The 21,007-nt window shown below is 39.1% G+C and carries 16 protein-coding genes, 1 tRNA gene and 1 pseudogene; 6 read left to right on the forward strand and 12 right to left on the reverse strand.

Annotated features, from left to right (window positions below; translation table 11 throughout):
- Nucleotides 1-58 precede the first annotated feature (58 nt).
- The 7 genes from H6G76_RS15480 to H6G76_RS15510 form a co-directional block, all read right to left on the reverse strand.
- Nucleotides 59-850, reverse strand: coding sequence for a nucleoside phosphorylase (locus tag H6G76_RS15480; protein ID WP_190702025.1), 792 nt, complete (start codon nt 848-850; stop codon nt 59-61).
- A 163-nt stretch (nt 851-1,013) separates the two neighbouring features.
- Complete coding sequence (locus H6G76_RS15485; RefSeq protein WP_190702027.1) at nt 1,014-1,697, reverse strand: hypothetical protein; 684 nt, start codon at nt 1,695-1,697, stop codon at nt 1,014-1,016.
- A 223-nt stretch (nt 1,698-1,920) separates the two neighbouring features.
- Entirely contained in the window at nt 1,921-2,850 is a 930-nt protein-coding gene (locus H6G76_RS15490; RefSeq protein ID WP_190702030.1) for a type I restriction endonuclease, read from the reverse strand.
- Between the two features lie 189 nt (nt 2,851-3,039).
- Nucleotides 3,040-4,326, reverse strand: a complete 1,287-nt coding sequence (nifN, locus tag H6G76_RS15495) for a nitrogenase iron-molybdenum cofactor biosynthesis protein NifN (RefSeq protein WP_190702032.1) — start codon at nt 4,324-4,326, stop codon at nt 3,040-3,042.
- Between the two features lie 174 nt (nt 4,327-4,500).
- Nucleotides 4,501-5,853 (reverse strand): nitrogenase component 1, encoded by a 1,353-nt coding sequence (locus tag H6G76_RS15500; protein WP_190702035.1) that lies wholly within the window; start codon nt 5,851-5,853, stop codon nt 4,501-4,503.
- A gap of 453 nt (nt 5,854-6,306) precedes the next feature.
- The gene (gene nifH / locus H6G76_RS15505) at nt 6,307-7,284 is read right to left on the reverse strand and encodes a nitrogenase iron protein (RefSeq protein WP_190702036.1); all 978 of its coding nucleotides are present in this window, start codon (nt 7,282-7,284) and stop codon (nt 6,307-6,309) included.
- Nucleotides 7,285-7,554: 270 nt separating this feature from the next.
- On the reverse strand, nt 7,555-8,688 hold the full coding sequence (locus H6G76_RS15510; RefSeq protein WP_190702039.1) for a substrate-binding domain-containing protein: 1,134 nt from the start codon (nt 8,686-8,688) through the stop codon (nt 7,555-7,557).
- A 485-nt stretch (nt 8,689-9,173) separates the two neighbouring features.
- Here H6G76_RS15510 and H6G76_RS15515 point away from each other — a divergent pair, with 485 nt between their 5' ends.
- The 4 genes from H6G76_RS15515 (at nt 9,174) to H6G76_RS15530 (ending at nt 13,075) form a co-directional block, all read left to right on the forward strand.
- On the forward strand, nt 9,174-9,533 hold the full coding sequence (locus H6G76_RS15515; protein ID WP_190702041.1) for a hypothetical protein: 360 nt from the start codon (nt 9,174-9,176) through the stop codon (nt 9,531-9,533).
- Nucleotides 9,534-10,035: 502 nt separating this feature from the next.
- A complete protein-coding gene (locus H6G76_RS15520) occupies nt 10,036-10,878 on the forward strand; it encodes a DUF2382 domain-containing protein (RefSeq protein WP_190702044.1) in 843 nt (280 codons plus the stop codon).
- Between the two features lie 281 nt (nt 10,879-11,159).
- Nucleotides 11,160-12,065, forward strand: a complete 906-nt coding sequence (locus tag H6G76_RS15525; protein WP_190702047.1) for a DUF2382 domain-containing protein — start codon at nt 11,160-11,162, stop codon at nt 12,063-12,065.
- 113 nt (nt 12,066-12,178) lie between these two features.
- On the forward strand, nt 12,179-13,075 hold the full coding sequence (locus tag H6G76_RS15530) for a YsnF/AvaK domain-containing protein (RefSeq protein ID WP_190702051.1): 897 nt from the start codon (nt 12,179-12,181) through the stop codon (nt 13,073-13,075).
- A 264-nt stretch (nt 13,076-13,339) separates the two neighbouring features.
- Here the strand turns inward: H6G76_RS15530 and H6G76_RS15535 are convergent.
- Nucleotides 13,340-13,465, reverse strand: a pseudogene (locus H6G76_RS15535) (zinc ribbon domain-containing protein); the annotation flags it as partial.
- Between the two features lie 150 nt (nt 13,466-13,615).
- Nucleotides 13,616-13,688, reverse strand: a tRNA-Val gene (locus tag H6G76_RS15540).
- 92 nt (nt 13,689-13,780) lie between these two features.
- Here H6G76_RS15540 and H6G76_RS15545 point away from each other — a divergent pair.
- Entirely contained in the window at nt 13,781-14,389 is a 609-nt protein-coding gene (locus tag H6G76_RS15545) for a metal-binding protein (protein WP_190702054.1), read from the forward strand.
- A 30-nt stretch (nt 14,390-14,419) separates the two neighbouring features.
- Complete coding sequence (locus tag H6G76_RS15550; protein WP_190702057.1) at nt 14,420-15,682, forward strand: serine hydrolase; 1,263 nt, start codon at nt 14,420-14,422, stop codon at nt 15,680-15,682.
- A gap of 154 nt (nt 15,683-15,836) precedes the next feature.
- Here H6G76_RS15550 and H6G76_RS15555 read toward each other — a convergent pair whose 3' ends face one another.
- The 3 genes from H6G76_RS15555 to H6G76_RS15565 all read right to left on the reverse strand — a co-directional run bounded on the left by H6G76_RS15555 (nt 15,837) and on the right by H6G76_RS15565 (nt 20,834).
- Nucleotides 15,837-16,607, reverse strand: a complete 771-nt coding sequence (locus H6G76_RS15555; RefSeq protein WP_190702060.1) for a hypothetical protein — start codon at nt 16,605-16,607, stop codon at nt 15,837-15,839.
- Nucleotides 16,608-17,283: 676 nt separating this feature from the next.
- Entirely contained in the window at nt 17,284-20,031 is a 2,748-nt protein-coding gene (locus tag H6G76_RS15560; protein WP_190702063.1) for a GAF domain-containing protein, read from the reverse strand.
- 317 nt (nt 20,032-20,348) lie between these two features.
- The gene (locus tag H6G76_RS15565) at nt 20,349-20,834 is read right to left on the reverse strand and encodes an NADAR family protein (protein WP_190702066.1); all 486 of its coding nucleotides are present in this window, start codon (nt 20,832-20,834) and stop codon (nt 20,349-20,351) included.
- Nucleotides 20,835-21,007 lie beyond the last annotated feature (173 nt).

The raw sequence follows: 21,007 nt of genomic DNA on the forward strand, positions 1-21,007 counted from the left end.
TACAGATGTTAAGAACAAAGCCATATACTAGAAGACTTCTGACCCTATTGCCTGTTGCCTAGTACCTGCTGTAAGTTAATTCTAAGTTAGTAACTGCATTGATAGCAGTTGCGATCGCACAATCAACAGCCATAGCTTTTTGCTCTAAAATTACCTGTTCATCCACGGTACGCTGTGCGACTACGCCACACACAGCCGCAGCTGCAAACTTATATACTCCTGCCATTTTAAATAACGTGCCGCATTCCATTTCGTAGTTCAAAATATTTAACTGGCGGTATTCTTCTGTAATACCACGTAGCGATCGCATTAAGTGAGGATTAGCCGAATCAGTTCGTTCCTGACCTTCATAAAAAGTATCCACAGAAGCTGTAATCCCTAAATAATGCTCAAACCCCAATGCTTGCGCTGCCTTTACCAAAGCCACCGTCAAAAATGGGTCAGCCGCAGCCGGATACTCCACAGGCGCAATATCATTAGCTGCTCCTTGACGACACAACGCTGCACTAGAAATCACAATGCTACCAACTGGTACATCAGGTTGGATTGAACCACAAGTCCCAATGCGAATAATTTGCCGAATTCCCACCTGTACCAACTCATTCACCACAATACTTAAAGAAGGCGCACCCATCCCACTAGTAGCTGATAAGATAGGGCGACCATTAGGTAAATATCCAAGGTAACTATCCAGCCCTCGATTTTGTGACAATAAACGCACATCTAGCAAATGAGTTTGAGCAATCAGATGCGCTCTTTCAGGATCGCCAGATAATAAAGCAATACTGGGAGGCGTTGCACCAAAATCATCATGCCCAAAGCCAATGTGATAGAAGCGTTTGTTTAGCATAAATTAGGTTTAAAAAGAGATTAGGGGCTAGAGGTTAGAGGCTACAGCAATCAATCCTATTTAATTTCTAAAGTACTGGTTGAGGTAGGGAGTGGGGAGTAGAAATACTATTTCTGAACGCAACTTAGTACGAGTAAAAATACTAGCCCCTAGCCTCCTTATTTTAATATCCTCCAAACCTCACCCGCCCTTCTAAAGGAGAAGGTGGCGCAGAAAGCACGACAATATTTCTAATATTGCTAACGTAACGTCCGCCTGCTTTATCACCAGGCACTACAAGACGCGCAAATCCTTCATCTGTGAGCAATTCAACTTTGCCGTCGCTACCTTTTTTGGCAAATGCAACTAACACTGTTTTATTTTCAAAGTTTGGGTGAATTTCGCCAACAGCTACAACTGCTCCATAACAATCAGTCGCTTCAACCAGAATGTACTGTCGCAGAAAAGCATTTTTTGGATTTTGCCCAGGATTAGCGGGTTTAAGTCCGCCACCAGCTTTCTCATTATTAATCAGATCCCACAGAGGAACGCCATAGTATGTTTCCGTTCTCTTACCTGAGCTTGTTTGAAAGCTAACAGTGAGTTCTGTAACTACTGAAGGGTTTTGGGCTTTTAAAGAATCTCGTAACTGTGTCAATTTTTGTAGAGTGAAAGTGGTTTGCTTCTCCAGTTCACCACTTAAACGAAATTTTTCTACAAACCCACCAGGACATCTGTTTTTTTCCCAAGGAGCAGGTATTTCTTGTTTCTTCCAAGGTGTATCTAGTGGTTGAGCTAAGGATGGTTGCCAGAATCCTAATATAGACAGCACTAAAGAGGCACTAGCTATATGGCGAGTGACATTCATAAAATATTCCTTGATTAACAGTTTGTATTTCTTGTCAGAAAACTATGGCTGCGATCGCCAAATTGACTTAGTTTTTTATTAACCTTTCTTTAAAAACTAAGTATATATTCGGACGAGGTAGTCATACCAACTTAGTTGGTTTTAATCAAGATGGTTGGTAAGTAAGTAGCAATAAAATCAATTTTTCTTAAAATTAATATGTTAATTGCTGGACATTTAAAGCCTATTGCACAGTACAAAAATGATAACGAAGCAACTTTTTACTGCGACTAACGCCATTTTCCTCAAACACTATCGAATGTTTGATTAGCTCTAAAAAGCGTCGTTTATCAAAGATGCCTTGAATTAGCACATCTATTTCTGTTTCTTGTGAATGGGGAAAGTCTTCACCATCTATTGTGTGCCAAGGTAAAAAATCTTTTGAGTTAGAGGTTAATGTACCAATGCCTGCTCGCTTGCCATAAGTAATTAATAAAAAGGCATTATAAAAAAACAATTTTGGAATATTTTGAATATATTGTTGCCAACTCGCTTGAGCCTTTTTAAAAGTAGTTGTTTTAGCCTCAAGCTGATTATACAATAATGCTAAAGGTAAGCCATTAATGAAGATAACTGCATCCAAATGGTGAGTATGATTATCCGTATTAATAGTAAATGGATGAATTACTAACCAATCGTTATTCAGCAAATTAGACGAATCTATCAGCCATACTTTCTCGATAATTATTTGATTATCAATTATGTATGTAATATCAATCCCTTGAGTTAATAATCTGTGAAAATAAAGGTTATTTTCAATCAGGCTACTATTTGGTAAAACAGTTAACTGACGGATAGCTTCTTGGAGTGCCTCTGATGATATCGTAGGATTAATACGTTGCAAAGCATGACGTAGCCTACTGCTTAAAATAACTTCAGTTTGATTGTTGCGTTCTGTCTGATGTCTACCAGAGGCGATATCTGTTTCCAATTCTACAGTGTAGCCAATAACTTCAAACCACGTAAGTACAGAGTCTACTGTATTTGATGGTTTCCAATTCCAGTTGGGACGAAGTTTTTTAGCGAAGTTACCGACTTTCTTCCTTGTCCTTGTTGACTTGATAGGATTACTCCGAGTCAAAGACTTGATTTTGAGTTTATGCCCAGCTTTCACATTGCTTACTAGTATTGGTTGGTATAGTCCGAACAGTTTTAAATAAATGCCTAGTAAGCATCAAAGCCCAAAGTAACCACCAAAATTGTATCAATTGTATCTGTTTACCAAATAAGTTGGTAAAAGTTTGTTACGCAGGCTTGAAAGTCTTTTGATATCCTCAACTATGCTTCAACGGCTATGTATGATTTAGCGGCTGAAAAATAAGTTGCCAATATCCAGTAACATCTGCATAGTACCTTGATAGCCAACTTTAGTAGACAGAGCATTACCTAAACGGTCAAAAATTGGGATTCCTTGACGATAAAGGGGAATATTGAGTCGTTGAGCGATCGCACCTGCATAAGAATTGGCAATCAGCAAGTCAGAACCAACCGCCATCTGTTCAAAATCTTCTAAGTCACCGATAGTCACACAAGGAATTGCTAACTTTTCCAGTACAGGAGAACGTGTAGTGGTCACGGCTGCATGAATTTGCACTCCCATTGACTGTAAAAAAGCAACTATTGACCAGAGTAAGTCAGGTTCGAGTGCCACAGAAACGCGCTTACCACCAAAGTAACTATGAGTATGCAGCATCAAATCTTGTAATTGACGGCGTTGACGGCGATATTTTTCTGGTACAGTATTACCGCTAATATCTGCTAATGCTTGTAAAAATCTATCTGTGGCATCTAACCCGGTTAATTCACTAAACACTTCGTAAGGTATGCCAAAGCGTTGTTCTAGAATTTTGGCTGCACCGCGCATACTTTCACCCAAAGCCAAGGTGAAAACAGAATGACCAATTTGCTGTAATTGTACCAAAGTTGTACCACTGGCTGTGACTGGGCTGTAGTCATGATTCCACTGACTATCTAATAAACCAGAAAGGTCAGGGAGTGCGATCGCCTGCAAGTCAAAAGCAGAGATAATTTCTTTTAGCTGTTCTATATCTCCTGGTGTAAACGCAGAACTCGCCAACAAGACAACTTGCCCAAGACAACAACCGCGACCCTTTTGGGGAATTTCCTTCACTACGCTTTCTACTACTGCGGCAAAGCCATCTTGCAAAGTACCTTTAAAATCTGGCGTAGAAACTAATACAATCGGCAAATTATCCAATTCTGGGTAACGTTGGCGAATATCTTTAGTCAAACGCCGCAAATCATCGCCTTTAGTTTCCGTCAATCCAGTAGTACATAAACCGATAATTTCTGGTTGATATCTCTGCACCATCTGTAAAATTGCCTCTTCAACCTTATCCTCACCACCCAAAACAGTCGAGACTTCTGTCATTGCTGTACTAGAAAGCGGAATCGCCGTACACAAATGCTGTACTAGAGGAGATTTAGTAAAAGCACTACAACCAGGAGAACCATGTAATAAAGGCAACATTCCTTTCAAGCCTAAGAATGCTAAAGTTGCGCCAATTGCTTGACTTTGTTTCAGAGGATTAACTGTAACTGATGTACTCGTAACGCTAACAATTGCCATAAGTAGAACAGCTTAAATATTTGTAGTTGGGGTAAGGCAAGAGGCAGAGGGCAGGAGGGAAGAGGGTTTTAATCTATTTAATCTTTCTTAAGATAGTTTTGTTTTTTCCCACCGACTTACTTAATTCAACTTTGGTGCAAATTTATTGATGAGGATTCACGCCAACAGGTAATATCATTCAACCTCTTCCCACGGTGCAGATTTGCGTACTTGTGACCAAACGGGGCTGTAGATAGTTGCGTATAATTCTTGTGCGGCGGCTAACACCCCTGCATAACCAGCGTAAACATGATGCCGTTCGGGATTAATGTTGAGGAAAGGAATGTGGAATTGGCAGGCGAGAGAATTTAGGCTATTGCTTGCTATGAATAAATCAGCTTGATTTTCATTAATTATCAACGTAATCTCTGGATTTTTGTCATTTACTAAAACTATGTCATCTCTATCAAGCAATTGTTTCAGTCTATTTCTATCTTCTTGATTCAATCTTCCACTACTAATCGGAATCACATTCATCCCTAAAGACTTAGCAGATGAAATCATTTCCCACGCTGGGGAATCAGTAATATCAATAATTACAGTTTTACCTTCTAGTTGGGATTTATAGAATGTGAGTTTTGCCGATAAATTATCAACCTCTTCGCTAATTAAATTTTCTGTAAGTTCTCTAAGTTCATTATTGCCCAGTTTGGCAGCAACACTTCTCAAAAGCTGATTAATATCTTCCACATCATACAATGATGCTTCTATGTATGGTATGTCAAATTTATCCTGCATTTTTCTGGCAAACTTTAACATCACTTTTGCAGAAATTAGCACATTAAGTTTAGCACGATGGGCATAACAAATTTCTTTGTAATGAGTATTACATATAATTTTTGCTAAAACTCTGATACCTAATTTTTCTAGCAACGGCAAAATATTATTAACTGCACTTGCAATATCATATTCACTAATAATGTTGATATCGTAAGGTGTAATAAATTCTGGTTCGGCTGTGCCAATTACCTGTTCTATTAAAGTTTCCCCAGCCAGACGAATACCTAAATTTTTGCGACCAGCAAAACCAGGAGAATCTACAGGGATAATTGGTATTCCTGTTTGTTCATGAGCATCGTTACAAGCTCCATGAATATCGTCACCAATCAGAGCAGAAACACAAGTAGAATAGACAAATACAGCACTAGGTTGGTAACGTCTCACTAACTGCAAAATAGCTTTTTGTAATTTATTAGCACCACCAAAAATAATGTCGCTTTCTTCCATATCAGTTGTAAAGCGAACCTTGTTGAGTTTAGAATCAGATGAAAGATTGCTGTGATTTCCCCAATAATTACTCATGCACCCACTTGGCCCATGAATTAAATGTGCAGCATCAACAATAGGTACAAGAGTTAACATTGCCCCATCAAAAGCACAATCTTCATGAACATCTAAAGCTGAAGGTACTTCCATCCCAAATCTATCTTCATTGTCTGGCATTGAATTATGAGGATGTCTGTTGGTGTTTCCTTGATTAGTTTTCATAGCTCGTGATTAGCAGGTAATATTTTGGAATTGAATCTCAAAAACTCATTTCATCTATAGAAATCTGGTTTGATTACTGAACTACTTGTGTAGTCAGGCAATAGGGAATACGCAATAGGCAATAAATAGCAAAGAAGGCAGGTAACGATGTACTGATTTTTTTCAAAAATCAAATATGAGTCCTATATGTGCCTGGAAGCAAGATAAAAAAGAATGGGAAAAATAACCTTCCCATTCCCTCAGAAATAAACAACCAACCATGTAGAGAAAGAGAAAAACTAAAATACTAATTTCGCATTAAAAATCTGAAAATGTTGCGGTAAGAATGGTAAAGCGAAAACATCCAAAACAATAGATCAGCTATGAGAATACCTCCAAATGTTGATAGACTCTTGAGGATAGAGTGGGCGAAAATAGCCCACCTAATGCTGATGAAGAGGTAACTAACAAACTTTAGTTTTTGTCGCTACCAGAAACAACTTCAACATTGCCTTTTTTCAGTGCTTCTAGTGCCTCGCCTTCAGCATCTTTCTGCTTTTTGGCAGATTCTTCTTGAGCATTGCTGACACCAGCTAATTTTGCCGCGTTTTCTTCACTTTCGAGAATACCGTATTCAATCAATAAATCTTCTAGCTCATCCATTTCGATGGGTGTAGGAATGGCTAGATTTTTATTGTTGATAATCTTGTCAGCTAATTTTCGGTATTCATGAGCTTGATTGCTGTCAGGTGCGTACTCATTCACAGTCATCCGGCGCAATTCTGCGTGTTGCACGATGTTGTCACGGGGAACGAAGTGAATCATCTGAGTGCTTAACCTAGCAGCTAATGTGCTAATCAGTTCATCTTCTCTGTCTGTTTTGCGGCTGTTACAAATTAGACCACCCAAGCGCACACCGCCAGTGTGTGCATATTTCAAAACACCACGAGCGATGTTGTTAGCTGCAAACATCGCCATCATTTCACCAGAGGTAACAATGTAGATTTCTTGTGCTTTCCCCTCCCGAATTGGCATGGCGAAACCACCACATACAACGTCACCGAGTACGTCATAAGATACGAAATCTACATTACTGTAAGCGCCGTTTTCTTCTAGAAAGTTAATAGCGGTGATAATACCGCGTCCAGCACAACCAACGCCAGGTTCAGGGCCACCAGATTCTACGCATCTAATCCCGCGAAAGCCTTCAATTACGACTTCTTCAAGTTCTAGGTCTTCGACTGCACCACGTTCAGCGGCCAAGTGCAGAACGGTTGTTTGAGCTTTAGTATGGAGAATCAAGCGAGTAGAGTCAGCTTTGGGGTCACATCCGACAATTAAGATGCGTTGACCAACTTCTGCCATTGCAGCGAGGGTGTTTTGGGAGGTAGTAGATTTACCAATACCACCTTTACCGTAAAAGGCTATCTGTCTAATTCTTTCGTCGGACATGATGATGTAGTCTCCTAGTAATTGGTGAATTTTTGTGGGTCTGCGATGTGAAGTGTTCGCATGGTTAGTAGAACGTCGTTGGAGGCGATCGCTCTACGCCCACAACTGTTAAAATCCAATACATATTGAATGAAATCTGAAGACTAAAATTTTACTCTTTAATATCGTGTCAATCAGTTAGATAGGTGTGCATCTTCGTGCGGAAACCGTACAATTCTCTCCTCTGCTCCTCCGTACCCCTGCACCCCTACCTACTCCCCATTCCATAATCTAAACAGTTGCTACGACTTCCCCAATTTTGCTAATGTCGTAGCCACCGAGAACTTCTAATTGTGAGTGAACTATGCGATGTCCCAAGGTACTCAACAACTGTTGTATTGGTGCTTCTTCTAGATATTCCTTGAGAATCACTAAGTCGTATCGTGATTGATGCAGTGGGATAAATCCTAACCCAAAGGTTGTAGCAACCGATGCTGTACTAATACCTGCGTCAACTGAACCTAATGCGACTGCTTGGGCAACATCTTGATGACTGGTAACGATATGCTCAAATCCTTTAACTGCATCAAACGGTATTTGCGCTTCTTGCAGTTTGCGTTCTAATAGCATCCTACTCCCAGCACCAGTTTCACGATTAATAATCGTTGCTTTGGCTGCGACTAAATCAGACAGTGTTTTCAAACCTTTGGGATTACCAGATGGTATTAATAATCCTTCTTCCCATAAACCAAGGGTAATCACAACTGCTGATTTTCCCGCTAAAGCTTCTCGCACAAAAGGAACATTATGTTCGCCTGTTTTGGGATCATATAGGTGCATCCCTGCAATGTGCGCTTCACCTGAGCATAAACTATGCAATGCAGCCATGCTGTTAGCAAAGGTAAAATGTACTCGCAACTGCGGATGCCAGCGTTCAGTAGCCCTTGCCCAGAGCGAGATTACAGGGGAACAACCAGCAATTACAACTGTATTGTGCAGTGCTTCCAGGTTATCGTCTAATAGCTTGACTTTGACTTTATCTGCACCTATTTGCCTTTCTGCCTCTCCGTCGGCAGGTATCATATCTTGGCGGAATGCTTCTTTTCCTACTAAAGGATAAGCTATCCATTGGCCGCCAACTCTCGCTAGACTAACCCGCAGAGGTTGATTAATTGTGACAGGTTTGGCAAGAACGGCTTCAATTTCAGGTAAATCCTGCTCTAACCAGAATAGATCCTCAACTTGACAGCCAAGTGCCTTCGCTAATTTTAGGGTGATTGCTACAGAAGGAGCATATTGCCCTGACTCGACACCACTAATAGTTTGACGAGTTACACCAGCGATGTTTGCTAAATCTTGCTGGCTCATTCCTAAGCGGGTTCTGATTGACTTCAAATTATTGCGGAGGTCGCTATCCTGCTTCATTGGCTTCCTTTTTTCTCAAATTTACAAAGCCGGAGCGGATTTACCTGTATCTGTGCTTGCAAAAGGCTGACTTTGGTTTTTGCCTTGCCCTTTTATTTTCCTCTACAGAAAGAATAACATACATCTTGCTGGTTTTCTTGCGAAAAGGGAAAAAATTTTGGCCTTGGGTTAGTTTTACCTGCTTTAGCTGGAAAGCAGAAGACCATAAACGCATATATGGCAAGCTTTTGAGCTTTTTTTGATAGGATAAGAATTTCCAAAAATTTTCAGTTTGTCTCCCAAAATATTACCAACTAAATTGGTAAAAAGCGGCGATCGCTACAGTTTTTATTTCTAGTTTCGGTTTTGATGCTTTTTAGGCAGGTAATCTCGCTAGTGAAGAATATACCAACCGATATTGTCAGGAGATAAAAGCGATCGCGCGCGCCTTTGGCTAATAAATATCCCTGGCAATTAGGGCTTTTCCTGCAAGATTTAGAGGCAATATGATTACCGAAGAAGATTTGGCACAGCAATTTACGACAATTCTCGAACACACTCATCCTAGTGCATGGGAAGTAATTCGCCACTGTTATGTGAAAGTTGTTAACCCGCAGTTCACATATCTGTATCCTACTCAATTCCATAAACGATATGTCAGCATTTACTGCCCTGATAAACTTATGGCTGCTGTACTCATACAAAAAAATCTCCTTAGAGAAGTAGCCCAGTACTTAGGGCTAATTGAAGTTGTCTGCTTAAATGCCAGCAATTTGGTGCGCGATCCCATGTCTAAACTCAAGCGGACTCATCCTCAATTATGGTTAGACCTATTGTGGATTCTGTCAACAAAACATGACAGCTAACTCTGTAATAGAAATCCGGTTTGATTTTTGAATTTAGTTGTGTAGACAGGGAGTAGGGAATAGGTAGGGGCGTGTTGAGTGAATGAATCTGTAGTTAAACGAAATTCTTCATTAACCCGCCCGTACAGGAGTAGAAAAGAAGCCTTGTCTGAGCGTACTGATTTTTTCCCAAATCAAATATTAGTCCTAAATGTGTCCTGAAAAATTTCGGAAATTCACTCAACAGAATTTTTTTCAGCAGGCGATCGCAAATTTGAGATTCAGGATATTAGCGTAGTAGAGGTGTACAGATGTACGCCTCTACTTTTGGAAGATTCTTGAGATATTTTGATATAACTTAAGACCTATACATATAGGTTATGAATACAGGGAAATTCCTTCATATTTTAATAAATATAAACTATAAATATCTCAATTGAATTCAGTCGCCAGCCAGAGGACTTTTTACACAAGAATTTTTATGCTGAAAATATAAATAGAAGTCCTCAAAAATTTAAAATCTATGCCTCTGTATAAACTCGAAGAATTCGATCCGCAATACCGAGAAACATTTAGCGGTGATGATGTTAAAAGTTTGGATCTATATACTGAGGGAGGAGTAAAAGTAGGTTCAGTTGCAGATGCTCTAGTTGACCAAGATGGGCGTTTTCGCTATCTGGTGATTGAAACAGACTTTGAGACTTTTGGTAAAAAAATATTACTACCAATCGGTCTGGCACGGATCAATTATGCAGTACAACGTGTATATGTTGATGGATTAAGTAAACAGCAAGTAGAAATGTTACCTGAGTACAACGAAAACCTCATAGTTAATGCAGACTATGAAGAAAGTGTACGCGGTGTATTTCGTCCGGCTAACAGCGATTTAATTTATGATCGCAACACATATACTTACCAACAAGAACCTAATTTATACGATTTGAATGAGCAAAATCATCAAACTCTGAAATTGTATGAAGAACGGCTGATTGCGAATAAACGCCGTGTAAAAACCGGAGAAGTTGCTGTTGGTAAGCATATTGAAACTGAAACTGCAACAGTTACAGTCCCAGTAACAAAAGAACGTGTTGTTATTGAGCGAGTTCCAGCGACAGAAACAAGCACAGTTGTAGATGCTAACGAACTTCAGTTCCAAGAAGGTGAAGTAGCACGCATCGAAGTATACGAAGAAACACCAGAAATTCGCAAGGAAACATTTGTCCGCGAAGAAGTCCGAGTTACAAAATTAGTAGAGCGGGATACAGTAGAAGCTGAAGAGACAATTCGCCGAGAAGAGTTAGACATTAACACCACAGGTGAATTGCATATAGATAATGCTGATACTACTAGAAATGAGTCTATTTAAGTAAAGAATAGTAATCAACTCTATTCAATACTCAGATCATAAATAAAACTTGGAAAAACGTGTAGGTAGCTCCTAAATATCTACTTACACGTAATTTTTGCGTTATTAATAGAGGGTTATTAAACCCATAGCTAATATCTAAATTTGCGTCAACAGAAAAATCTATCACTTTTGACAATATTTAATTAAGCTAATTATTTCGAGAGAAAGATGTATATTAATGAATAAATTTTTACATTAAATAACAAGAGGGATTATAAAAGTTTCAGAGGTAAAATATAATGGCTCTTTACAAATTGCATGATTTTGATCCAAGCTACCAAGATTCTTTTGAAGGTAATGATATTAAAGGTCTTGGTGTGTATACCGAAGGAAGCGATGAAAAAATCGGTACTGTTAATGATGTTTTAGTAGATGATGAAGGTCACTTCCGCTATTTAGTTGTTGATTTAGGCTTCTGGATTTTTGGTAAAAAGGTTTTATTGCCTGTAGGACGTACCCGCATTGATTACGGACGCGATCGCGTTTATGCAGTTGGTATGACCAGAGAACAAGCAGAAGACTTACCAGAATTTGATGAACGTCGCCTTGAGTACGATTATGAAGAAAGCGTACGTAATGTTTATCGCAATCCTAAATACAGCACCACACCTCTAGACACAGCCACACCTTTAGAAGCATCTGCACCACTCGGTACAGCAGGTTATACAGCTGCATCATCTACACCAGCTACACCAAGCTTCAGCCGCGACACCTATAACTATGACCAAGAGCCTTCTTTGTATGGGTTAAATGACCGCGATCATCAAACCTTGAAACTTTATGAAGAACGCTTAGTTGCTAACAAGAGACGACAAAAAACTGGTGAAGTAGCAGTTGGTAAGCATATTGAAACCGAAACTGCACGGGTAGCAGTACCAGTAGAAAGAGAACACGTCGTTATAGAACGTATTACCCCAGAAGATGCTGGTAGAGCGGTTGCTCCTGGTGAAGCTAACTTCCGTGAAGGTGAAGTTGCACGTGTAGAAATCCATGAAGAGACTGCTGACATCCGTAAAGAAGCTTTTGTCCGCGAAGAAGTTAGAGTCAAAAAAGTAGTAGAACAAGATACTGTTGAAGCTCAAGAAACCATCCGCAGAGAAGAGCTAGATGTAAATGCTCCTGGTTTACCAATTGAAGAACGCTAATTAAATTAATTAGCTATTAGCTGATTAGGTAAAGTACAGGTGAGGCTTTTTTATCAGCTTTACCTGTACTTATAATAAACACCTTTGCTTACAAAGCCATTTGGTTAATCATTATGATTACGAATAGCCAACCGACAGCCAATAACCTGAAACAAGTCAATACAAAATCTCGCATTCACAACTTATTAACAACCTTAAAAAGCAAGGTAGAAAATTTTGATGTTCTAGATAATCAAGGTCAACTGGTTGGCAAAGTTAGAGATTTAATTTCAGATAATCACCAGAGGCTAAATTTAGTAATATCTCAACCAAAAAAATCAATACAAGCAGGTGAAAAAACCGTAGGTAAACCTGACTATGCCCTTGTATGGAGTAAAAAAATTCAAAGAGTAGATAATATAAAAAAATCAATATTTTTAAATGTAAACATATCACAAATTAAATATATGTCTGAAGAGTCTAAATCACCAATCGCAGGGTATGGTATGTTACCAAATAACTCACCGGAACATGAGCAATTGAATCATTCCGAGGTCGTAAAAGGCATTTCAGAAGAGACTTCTGAAGAAAAAATTGTTCGTCTTTTAGAAGAAAAGTTAGTAGTTAACAGCAGTATTCACAAAATTGGTGAGGTTATTGTTCGCAAAGAAATTGAAACGCGGATGGTACAAGTTCCTGTCCGGCGTGAAAAATTAATTGTGGAACAAGTTAGCCCGTCTCACAAACAACTTGCCGAAATTAATTTATCCTCAGAAGAACTTTCTAATATTACATTAACGGAAGTCGATGGTATAACAGTTAGCAATTTTGCTGGTGATTTAACCGTGACGGGAGACTTTGATTCCCCTAAAATAGCCAGCTTACTTTTGAATGCGATCGCTCTTGAAAACAATCATGGATGTCAACGAGTGCGAGTTTCTATTATGTGCGATGATGACTCATACAAACAAAAATATCAGGAGTGGTTTGACCGTTGCTCTAAAGGTCAAACACCTGATTTTATACAATAAGTTTCTAGCAGACGATTGAATAGTAGGGTGATTAATTTTACCCTACTTTTTTGTATCCTCATAACTGTTAAGGTTCCAACTCTTAACGAAGTAGTTTGTCAATTAAAGAGGATTACTAAGTTGCTGTGCAATATAGCGTTTTTTAGTCTAGTGAGGTACAGTAAAGCAATTTTGAATGTCATTTAAGGAGACTTTAGTAAAAGCAGTTTCAATCGATGAAAGCTAAGTCGGGGTAACTTTTAGCACTGATAGAGCGTAGTAGATTTTTAATTTTTGACCACAGTTAGAGCATTCTTGGCTTGTACCCTTTGGGTTGACAGTTATCACTTTTAAACCAGCATTTTCGGCTTTGTGTGAAAGTATTGTTACAAACTGTCCCCATCCAGCGTGTTTTAGATATAAATAAGTCCGCGCTGCTTTTAATGATGCACGACGTAAGTTTGGTTTGTAAGCTTCAAAAGCTGGAAGCATAAGCTTGCCATCGGGGCAAAATTATGAGTAAAGTTAAAAAACCCGCCACGTGGACGGGTTTTATAAAAATGGGCAGTACCAGACTCGAACTGATGACATCCTGCTTGTAAGGCAGGCGCTCTACCAACTGAGCTAACCGCCCGTCAATTTCACTAACAATCAATATAGCAAAATATTTTGAATCGCGCTAGTATTTTTGAGAAAAAATTTTTAAGTATTTTTGAGAACCTCTAAATGCCCTCTGGTCGGACGCACGATCGCATTACTATTTGGGCTTTGCCGTTGGTGGCGGGTGTGACTTTCTGGCAGTCACGCAGTAGCAGTGTGACTTTGCTGGTCGCAGGCGGGTTTATGTTTGGCGGTCTGATGTTTGGCCCTGACCTGGATATTTACTCTCGCCAATACCAACGCTGGGGCTTCTTGCGTTGGATTTGGCTACCTTATCAAAAAAGCCTACGTCATCGTTCTTTTTTATCTCACGGGCCGATTATTGGCACAACGCTGCGGGTGCTGTATCTTTCATGCTTGCTGGCTGTTACCGCCTTTGTCGCCTTGGTAGTGGTCGAAAAGCTAGGAAATATCGCATTTAATTGGCAAGTTTTGGGCAAAAATGTTGAGCGATCGCTTGTTAGTTATGGTACAGAATTTCTCGCCTTGTTTCTGGGGTTAGAACTTGGGGCCATGAGCCATTCTCTCAGTGATTGGAGCGGTTCAGCATACAAGCGAATGCAAAAGCAGGGGGTTCGGGGTTTATTTCCCACTAGCAAAGCCAAAAAACGTAAGGTATCAAGCCGCAGCCGTCGAACTAAACCCAAACCCAGCAGCCGAAAACCAAAGTTGTAATAATGTCCTATCAATTAATGTAAATTACCTATGCCTCTATATTGCATTTGTCTTTTATGGACTACCTTGCTAACAACAAATTTGCTCTTTCCTCAATTAGCGTTAGCAGAAATTAAACATGATATATTACCTTTAGCTCAAGTCCAGTCCGTATCTAAATCTATATCACCTAAACAGGCTATAGCGAGATTATTTACAAGCGAACAAATACAGACAGAGTGGTTTGCTTCCGAGTTTTTAACGCAAATTCCTATAGAACGAATACGGCAAGTAGTTAATAGTTTAAAAAGCCAATTAGGAAATTATGTAGAAGTAGAAAATAATGGACAAGATTACTTGGTTGTTTTTAGTCAAGCTTCAGTACCAACTAAAATCGTGCTGAATAACAAAGGACAGATTGCAGGTTTGCTATTTCAGCCACCACAAGCTAAAGTCATTGATTTAAAAGCTGCGATCGCCGGATTTCAAGCTTTACCTGGAAATGTCAGTTTTTTAGTTCAAGAAGGCACAGCAGTAAAAGCAGCATTAAATACTCAAACACCCTTAGCAGTTGGTTCAGCATTTAAACTAGCCGTTCTGAAAGCACTACAATCAGAAATTAACTCTGGTAAGCGAATGTGGCAGGATGTAGTACAACTAGAACCTAGCCAGAAAAGTTTACCATCAGGAATGCTGCAAACCTGGCCAGATGGAGCATATTTGACAGTACAAACTCTTGCAGCTTTAATGATTTCTCTCAGCGATAATACAGCAACAGATATATTAATTAACTTGCTTGGCAGAGAGCCAATTGAAGTTATTTCACCTCGTAATCGTCCCTTCTTAACTACTCGTGAATTATTTATTTTGAAAGGTTCGCGTAATCGAAAATTGCTGAAGCGTTATCAGACAAGTAATGAAGCTCAACGTCGCACCATCCTGAAAGAATTGATAAAAAAACCGCTTCCTGATGTACGTGAATTTGAGGGGACTAATCCAGTTGCTCTTGATGTGGAATGGTTTTTTACAGCCGAGGAACTTTGTGGATTAATGAAAGAAGTTGCTGACTTACCATTAATGAGTATCAATCCGGGAGTTGCTAATCCTAATGATTGGCGGCGGGTGGCTTTTAAAGGTGGTTCTGAACCTGGGGTTCTTAATCTCACAACTTGGTTAGAAGCCAAGAATGGTAAAAATTATTGTGTAGCTGCAACTTGGAATAACAGCAATGCCCCTGTAGAAGAATCAAAATTTATGGCATTGTATAGTGGCGTAATTACTAATCTTGCATCGAAGGTAGAGGCTAGAGACTAGAGACTAGAGACTAGGAGCTAGATTAAGAGAGCTTTTGATGTTTGGTTTTTGGTTTTTGCTATGAGTGACTGTCTTGAGAAAGTTCTGAGTTCTGATAAATCACGAGTAAATAAGACTACTCTCTAGCCCTTATTCCTCAGCCCCTAGCCTCTTTTCAATAAAACAATTTAAACCTAGCTAACTGAGCTTCTATTGCTTTCGTCAGAATTTTATTCAGTTCGGTACTATTTTTAAATTGCAGAATTTGTTGTGTAGGTAAATCAAAAGAAACTTGCCCCTCTAAATCTGGGCGTTGCATATGTGCTAGCAAAATTTGTTCGGAGCGTTTACTTTGAATTGCATAACCAATTTCTACGCAGACATTAGGGCTAGGAATTAATTTTTGAGTTTCTTTACCATCGATGCTAGCAATAGGTGTAGTATCTGCAATAAATAATAGACTCTTACGGATTTTTCGCATCATGGTGCGATTTAATCTCAGAGGCCCTTCACTAGGCCGATAAGATTCTACTAATGTTAAAGGAAGGCGCGATCGCGTATTCAATTTTTCTAAACTGTTTTGCAACCCTTCTCGCAAAGCATCACTAGCTGTGGGATATTCAGTTTGATAGCAGAAAAAAATTGTTGGGTCTAATTGTGCTAAAAGTGATTGTTTAGTGAAATAAATTTCATGACTAATTAAATCGATATTGGCTACACAATAACCGCCGCTACCTTCAACATAAAACTCAATATTTTCGCCTTCTAGATAACGCCCAAACCAAACTGATCTTTTTACTTCGTCACTGTCTTCTAAAAAGTCAGCCCGCAGTGCCGATCTCAGCAAGCTTTTTTTACTGAGACGAATATCTGGTGGACGTTTTTCCAATTCTGCAATTGGCTCATAATCTTGAAGATACCATGCTCTGAGCGCAATAATTGACATAAGGCGCTATTTTATCTGTCTGTATTATTTAACTGTCTATTTAACTTTATATAAGCTTACACCGATTACCCTGAACACAACAACACCCAAGCATCTACTAGCTTTATTTATTTCCTCCTCTTGTTTCTTCTAGGTAGGGATGTAATCTATTTCACCACTCAAAACAAGCAATGAAAACCAGTTACAGCGCCCCCTGATTTTCAATAATTTGAGGAAATATCAGCGTTCGCGTTGGGTGTTGTTGGTTTTGAACGAGACAGATGTGAATTCAACAGCGTTTTACCTCTTTTTTAACTTGTACATCTAGCTGTTTTATCTGCCAGGGAAGCTCAGTGGCTTCATTTATTAAATTAGCATCACTATATTCCTAGAATTTCTTTTGCAATCAAACTTTACTTTTAATATTAGAATTACAGAAATTAAGAGCGAAACAATTGGGCTGGGCCTCATAACGAAACGCCAAGTTGGGAAATTTTAGCTTGGCAATTTCTCAGCTATATTTACTTTTTTAAACATTATTGAATAACTGTAAAAATATAAGGCATCTACCGCTATAGCCGTCCTTGTAGGAGATTCAAAAAAATCTATTGCCTATTGCCTCTTCCCTATTGCCTGCCTCCATAAGCAGTTTGTAAATCAAATAGGATAGCTATATTACTAACGTCTCTGCGCCTGCCTACTTTTCTAGAGTATTTCCTTTAGCTAACAGTTTAATAGGAATTTCGATCCAAAATTCTGTACCTTTGCCTGGCTCTGAGATACATTCCATTATGCCACCATGTTTTTCCACAATAATTTGGTAACTAATCGCTAATCCTAACCCTGTACCCTTGCCAACAGGCTTAGTAGTAAAAAACGGTTCAAAGATGTGCTTTCTGACTTCTTCTGTCATTCCTGGGCCGTTGTCAGCTATGCGAATCAACATACGTGATGAATCTGTTGCAAGTTGAGTAGAAATAAAAATTTGGGGTGCAGACAACTCCTGACGTTTTTTCTCTAACTTTCCTTGCTCTTCCAAGGCATCAATCGCATTATTAATAATATTCATAAACACTTGATTGATTTGCCCGGCATAACATTCTATCAATGGTAAATCACCATAATCTTTAATGATCTCAATGCCTGCAAATTGAGAACTTGCCTTAAGACGGTGTTGCAAAATTAGGAGAGTATTCTCTAGCCCTTCATGTAAGTCAACAGGTTTATTTTCTGCCTCATCTAAACGCGAAAAGTTCCGTAAAGACAGGACGATGGAGCGGATGCGATCGGCTCCGATTTCCATTGAGGAGATAATTTTGGGTAAATCTTCGGCTAAAAATTCTAAGTCAACCGCTTTGGCGAGAGAGTAAATTTCATCATGAGGTTGCGGATAGTGCAATTGATAAAGACGGATAATCTTTAACATATCTTGAGTATATTTATCCGCATAGTGCAGGTTGCCATAAATAAAGTTCACAGGATTATTGATTTCGTGGGCGACACCTGCAACTAACTGTCCTAAACTGGACATTTTTTCTGTTTGAATTAATTGTGTCTGTGCTTGTTTAAGTTCTAACAAAGCTTGCTCTAACTCTGTAGCTTTGGCTCTTGCTTCAGTTTCAGCAAGACAGCTTTGTTCATACAGTTGAGCTTGTTGAATGGCGATCGCAGCTTGATCTGCTAGCTGTTGTAATAAATTAATTTCTCCCTCTTGCCAGTCTCTAGGAAATTCACATTGATGAGCAATCAGTAACCCCCATAGTTCCATACCAATATTGATGGGAACAGTTAAGTTGGCTTGTACTTGCAGATTCTGCAAAAATTCTTGGTGACAAGGGCTTAAACAATCTGTCAATACATTGTTGATGACTCTAACTTGACGTTGCCAAAAAAAACGAGCAGATTCATCAGGTAAACATCCTGGTGGTGTCGTAATTCCTAGTGTTGATATCCAGTTACCATTGATTTCTTCAACTATTACTTGCCCATGAAATTCATTAGTTATTTTGTAAATCACTACTCTATCGGAATTGAGCAGCAAGCGGACTTCATGGACAATTGTTTGTAAAGTAGTTTGTAAATCTAATGAACGGCGGATTTGCTCTGTTACTTGCTTGATGACATTAGTAAATAATAATGATTTCTCTATTTCTGCTGTTTGCTCTTTGACTCGCTGTTCTAAGTTGGCGTTGAGCATTTGTACTTCTTGGTACATTTGTTGCTGTTCAATAGCTATAGAAAAGCTATAAGATAAAGCTTGAGCTAAGGAAATTTCTTCTTGTGTCCACTGAATAGCTTGCCCTTTTTTTTCCTCTCGCCAGACTTCAAAGGAAATTTGGGGTAACTGTTGTTGCGGATTTTGCTCACGTCGCCCAGCCCACAAAATTTCGGTATTGAATTCTGGGCGAAAAATACTTAACACACCAATAAATTGTTGACGGTAGTGTAGGGGCATAATTAAAAGTCCCCGAATTGGTGTTACCTGAAATGCAAATGCCAAAACTCGCAAATGGGGTTCTTGATATAAATTTGTGGTAGTCCAAATTTGCCCTTGTTTGCATTCATCCATCCATTTTTTCCAGACAGGATGCTGTTCGATGATGCCAGTTTCTAACTCATAAGGAATTTTCGGTTGGTCGCCAGAGTAAAAAATTTCTCCTGTCTGCTCAATGTAAAGTCTGCCACCTATGCCATGCAACGCGGTGATAGTTTCTTCTAAAGCTGTCTGTAATTCTAGTTTTGGTAATTTATGTAATAAGGTAGTGATGCGATTAATTGTCTCTTCTCGTCTTTGTCTGGCAAGACTTTGAGTATACAGATTACTTTGAGCGATGGCGATCGCTACTTGATCAACAACTTGCTGAACTAATGTTAGTTCTTCTAGCAAAATCTCTCGTGATTGACTGTGGTGAGATACTAACAAGCCCCAAAGTACAGGTTGCAGAGATTCTCCTTGTACTTCGCTATTTAAAATTGGTACTACTAGCGAAGACTGCACTCCCATTGCTTTCAAGTATTGAATATGGCATGGATCTACTTCTCGATAGTAGATATTTTCGGTTTCTAAAAGTTGTTGAGTATCTTGCGACTCTAGAGGCGATAAACCTATCTGCCCACTATTAACATCCACAATGGCACGTTGCCGCGCTAACAAAAGCATTCTTTTTGTTTCTGGTGGAATATCTGTGGCCGGAAAGTGCAATCCTTGTAAGGATGGTAGATTCTGCTCATGAATAGATTCTGCAATCACTTCACCGCTACCATCAGCATCAAATCGATACACCATTACTCTGTCTGTAGCCAAAAACAAACGGATTTCGGCAACAGTAGCAGTTAAAATCTCTTGCAGTTCGAGCGATCGCCTAATTCGATTTGTTATGCGATGCAATAATCCTTCTTTGTCAAAGACTGGCTGCGAACCGCTTGGTTTATCACTATATTCCATTACTTAGTCAACTACAAAAATAATTTCAACTTTTTGAAAATCCCCTTAAATACGAGCCGCCAATTTTAACCCAAAATTTTAATTAGAGAAATAAGATTTTATTAAACTAATCTTAATATGCCTAGCTTTTGATGTATTCGGTAAAATTATGCAGTTACTCAATATTCAAGGTTTTTGCTGTAATTGTTGAATAATTTATAAATTTTTAGATATTAGTTAAATAGTTTGTGTAAATACTACTAAATGATTGGTTAAAGTTGATAAATTTAGGGAATGTGACCATTCCCTGCTCAGTATTAATATTTCTTAATAAGTAACTATTCTGTTACACAATCAGTGGTAATTACTGAGTAAAGATATAATCGACCAATCTCTTCTCGCACACTCATCAGAATCTTGCCGAGATGATTTTGTCCAGTTTTATCTGTGCCGCAACCCCAAAAATAATCAGTAGGAGAGTTCTCGACAATCATTTCATCACCTGTAGCTAGGAGAATTTCTCTAATATCAGCATGAGTGAGAAATTTTTTGAGTACAGCTTCACGCATAACATGAGTTTTTACCAAATCCCAGTCTGAACGGAGTCTACGTGTGCTACAGCGTCCTAAAGCGGCTGCTTCTTCTGGAGTAGCGGCGGCATGAATGACAGGTATAATTGCGGAATCTACACTATTCACAAACTTTTGTGCTTGGTAATAATGCTCAACCGTTTGCCAATAAGTACCGTAGATTTGGATTGGATGAGGAGAAAAGTTAGAAAAACAACCGTAAGGCTGCCAAACTTTGTAAAAGTAAATAGCCATTTCAAAATTTCTCTTTTATATATAATTCACTCTAGCCGAGTATCTACAGTCTTCACCATTTCCCTGAGGAGTAATACTATTAACTGTTGATAAAGCCTGGTTGGGGCGGGGTGTGAGGGAAGAGACAGCCCTAACAACCCCGACAGGATAAGCCCCGTATTTCAAGATGTAGC

Origin of the sequence: Nostoc sp. FACHB-152 (assembly GCF_014697475.1) — a bacterium.
Classification (GTDB): Bacteria; Cyanobacteriota; Cyanobacteriia; order Cyanobacteriales; family Nostocaceae; genus Nostoc_B.

What these genes read in the sequence shown, in the direction of transcription:
- H6G76_RS15545 (WP_190702054.1), top strand. Translation starts at nt 13,781, where the DNA reads ATGCCCTCTGGTCGGACGCACGATCGCATTACTATTTGGGCTTTGCCG.
- H6G76_RS15555 (WP_190702060.1), bottom strand. Translation starts at nt 16,607, where the DNA reads ATGTCAATTATTGCGCTCAGAGCATGGTATCTTCAAGATTATGAGCCA.
- H6G76_RS15565 (WP_190702066.1), bottom strand. Translation starts at nt 20,834, where the DNA reads ATGGCTATTTACTTTTACAAAGTTTGGCAGCCTTACGGTTGTTTTTCT.
- H6G76_RS15550 (WP_190702057.1), top strand. Translation starts at nt 14,420, where the DNA reads ATGCCTCTATATTGCATTTGTCTTTTATGGACTACCTTGCTAACAACA.
- H6G76_RS15485 (WP_190702027.1), bottom strand. Translation starts at nt 1,697, where the DNA reads ATGAATGTCACTCGCCATATAGCTAGTGCCTCTTTAGTGCTGTCTATA.
- H6G76_RS15510 (WP_190702039.1), bottom strand. Translation starts at nt 8,688, where the DNA reads ATGAAGCAGGATAGCGACCTCCGCAATAATTTGAAGTCAATCAGAACC.
- nifN (WP_190702032.1), bottom strand. Translation starts at nt 4,326, where the DNA reads ATGGCAATTGTTAGCGTTACGAGTACATCAGTTACAGTTAATCCTCTG.
- H6G76_RS15560 (WP_190702063.1), bottom strand. Translation starts at nt 20,031, where the DNA reads ATGGAATATAGTGATAAACCAAGCGGTTCGCAGCCAGTCTTTGACAAA.
- H6G76_RS15500 (WP_190702035.1), bottom strand. Translation starts at nt 5,853, where the DNA reads ATGAAAACTAATCAAGGAAACACCAACAGACATCCTCATAATTCAATG.
- H6G76_RS15520 (WP_190702044.1), top strand. Translation starts at nt 10,036, where the DNA reads ATGCCTCTGTATAAACTCGAAGAATTCGATCCGCAATACCGAGAAACA.
- H6G76_RS15525 (WP_190702047.1), top strand. Translation starts at nt 11,160, where the DNA reads ATGGCTCTTTACAAATTGCATGATTTTGATCCAAGCTACCAAGATTCT.
- H6G76_RS15515 (WP_190702041.1), top strand. Translation starts at nt 9,174, where the DNA reads ATGATTACCGAAGAAGATTTGGCACAGCAATTTACGACAATTCTCGAA.
- H6G76_RS15480 (WP_190702025.1), bottom strand. Translation starts at nt 850, where the DNA reads ATGCTAAACAAACGCTTCTATCACATTGGCTTTGGGCATGATGATTTT.
- nifH (WP_190702036.1), bottom strand. Translation starts at nt 7,284, where the DNA reads ATGTCCGACGAAAGAATTAGACAGATAGCCTTTTACGGTAAAGGTGGT.
- H6G76_RS15530 (WP_190702051.1), top strand. Translation starts at nt 12,179, where the DNA reads ATGATTACGAATAGCCAACCGACAGCCAATAACCTGAAACAAGTCAAT.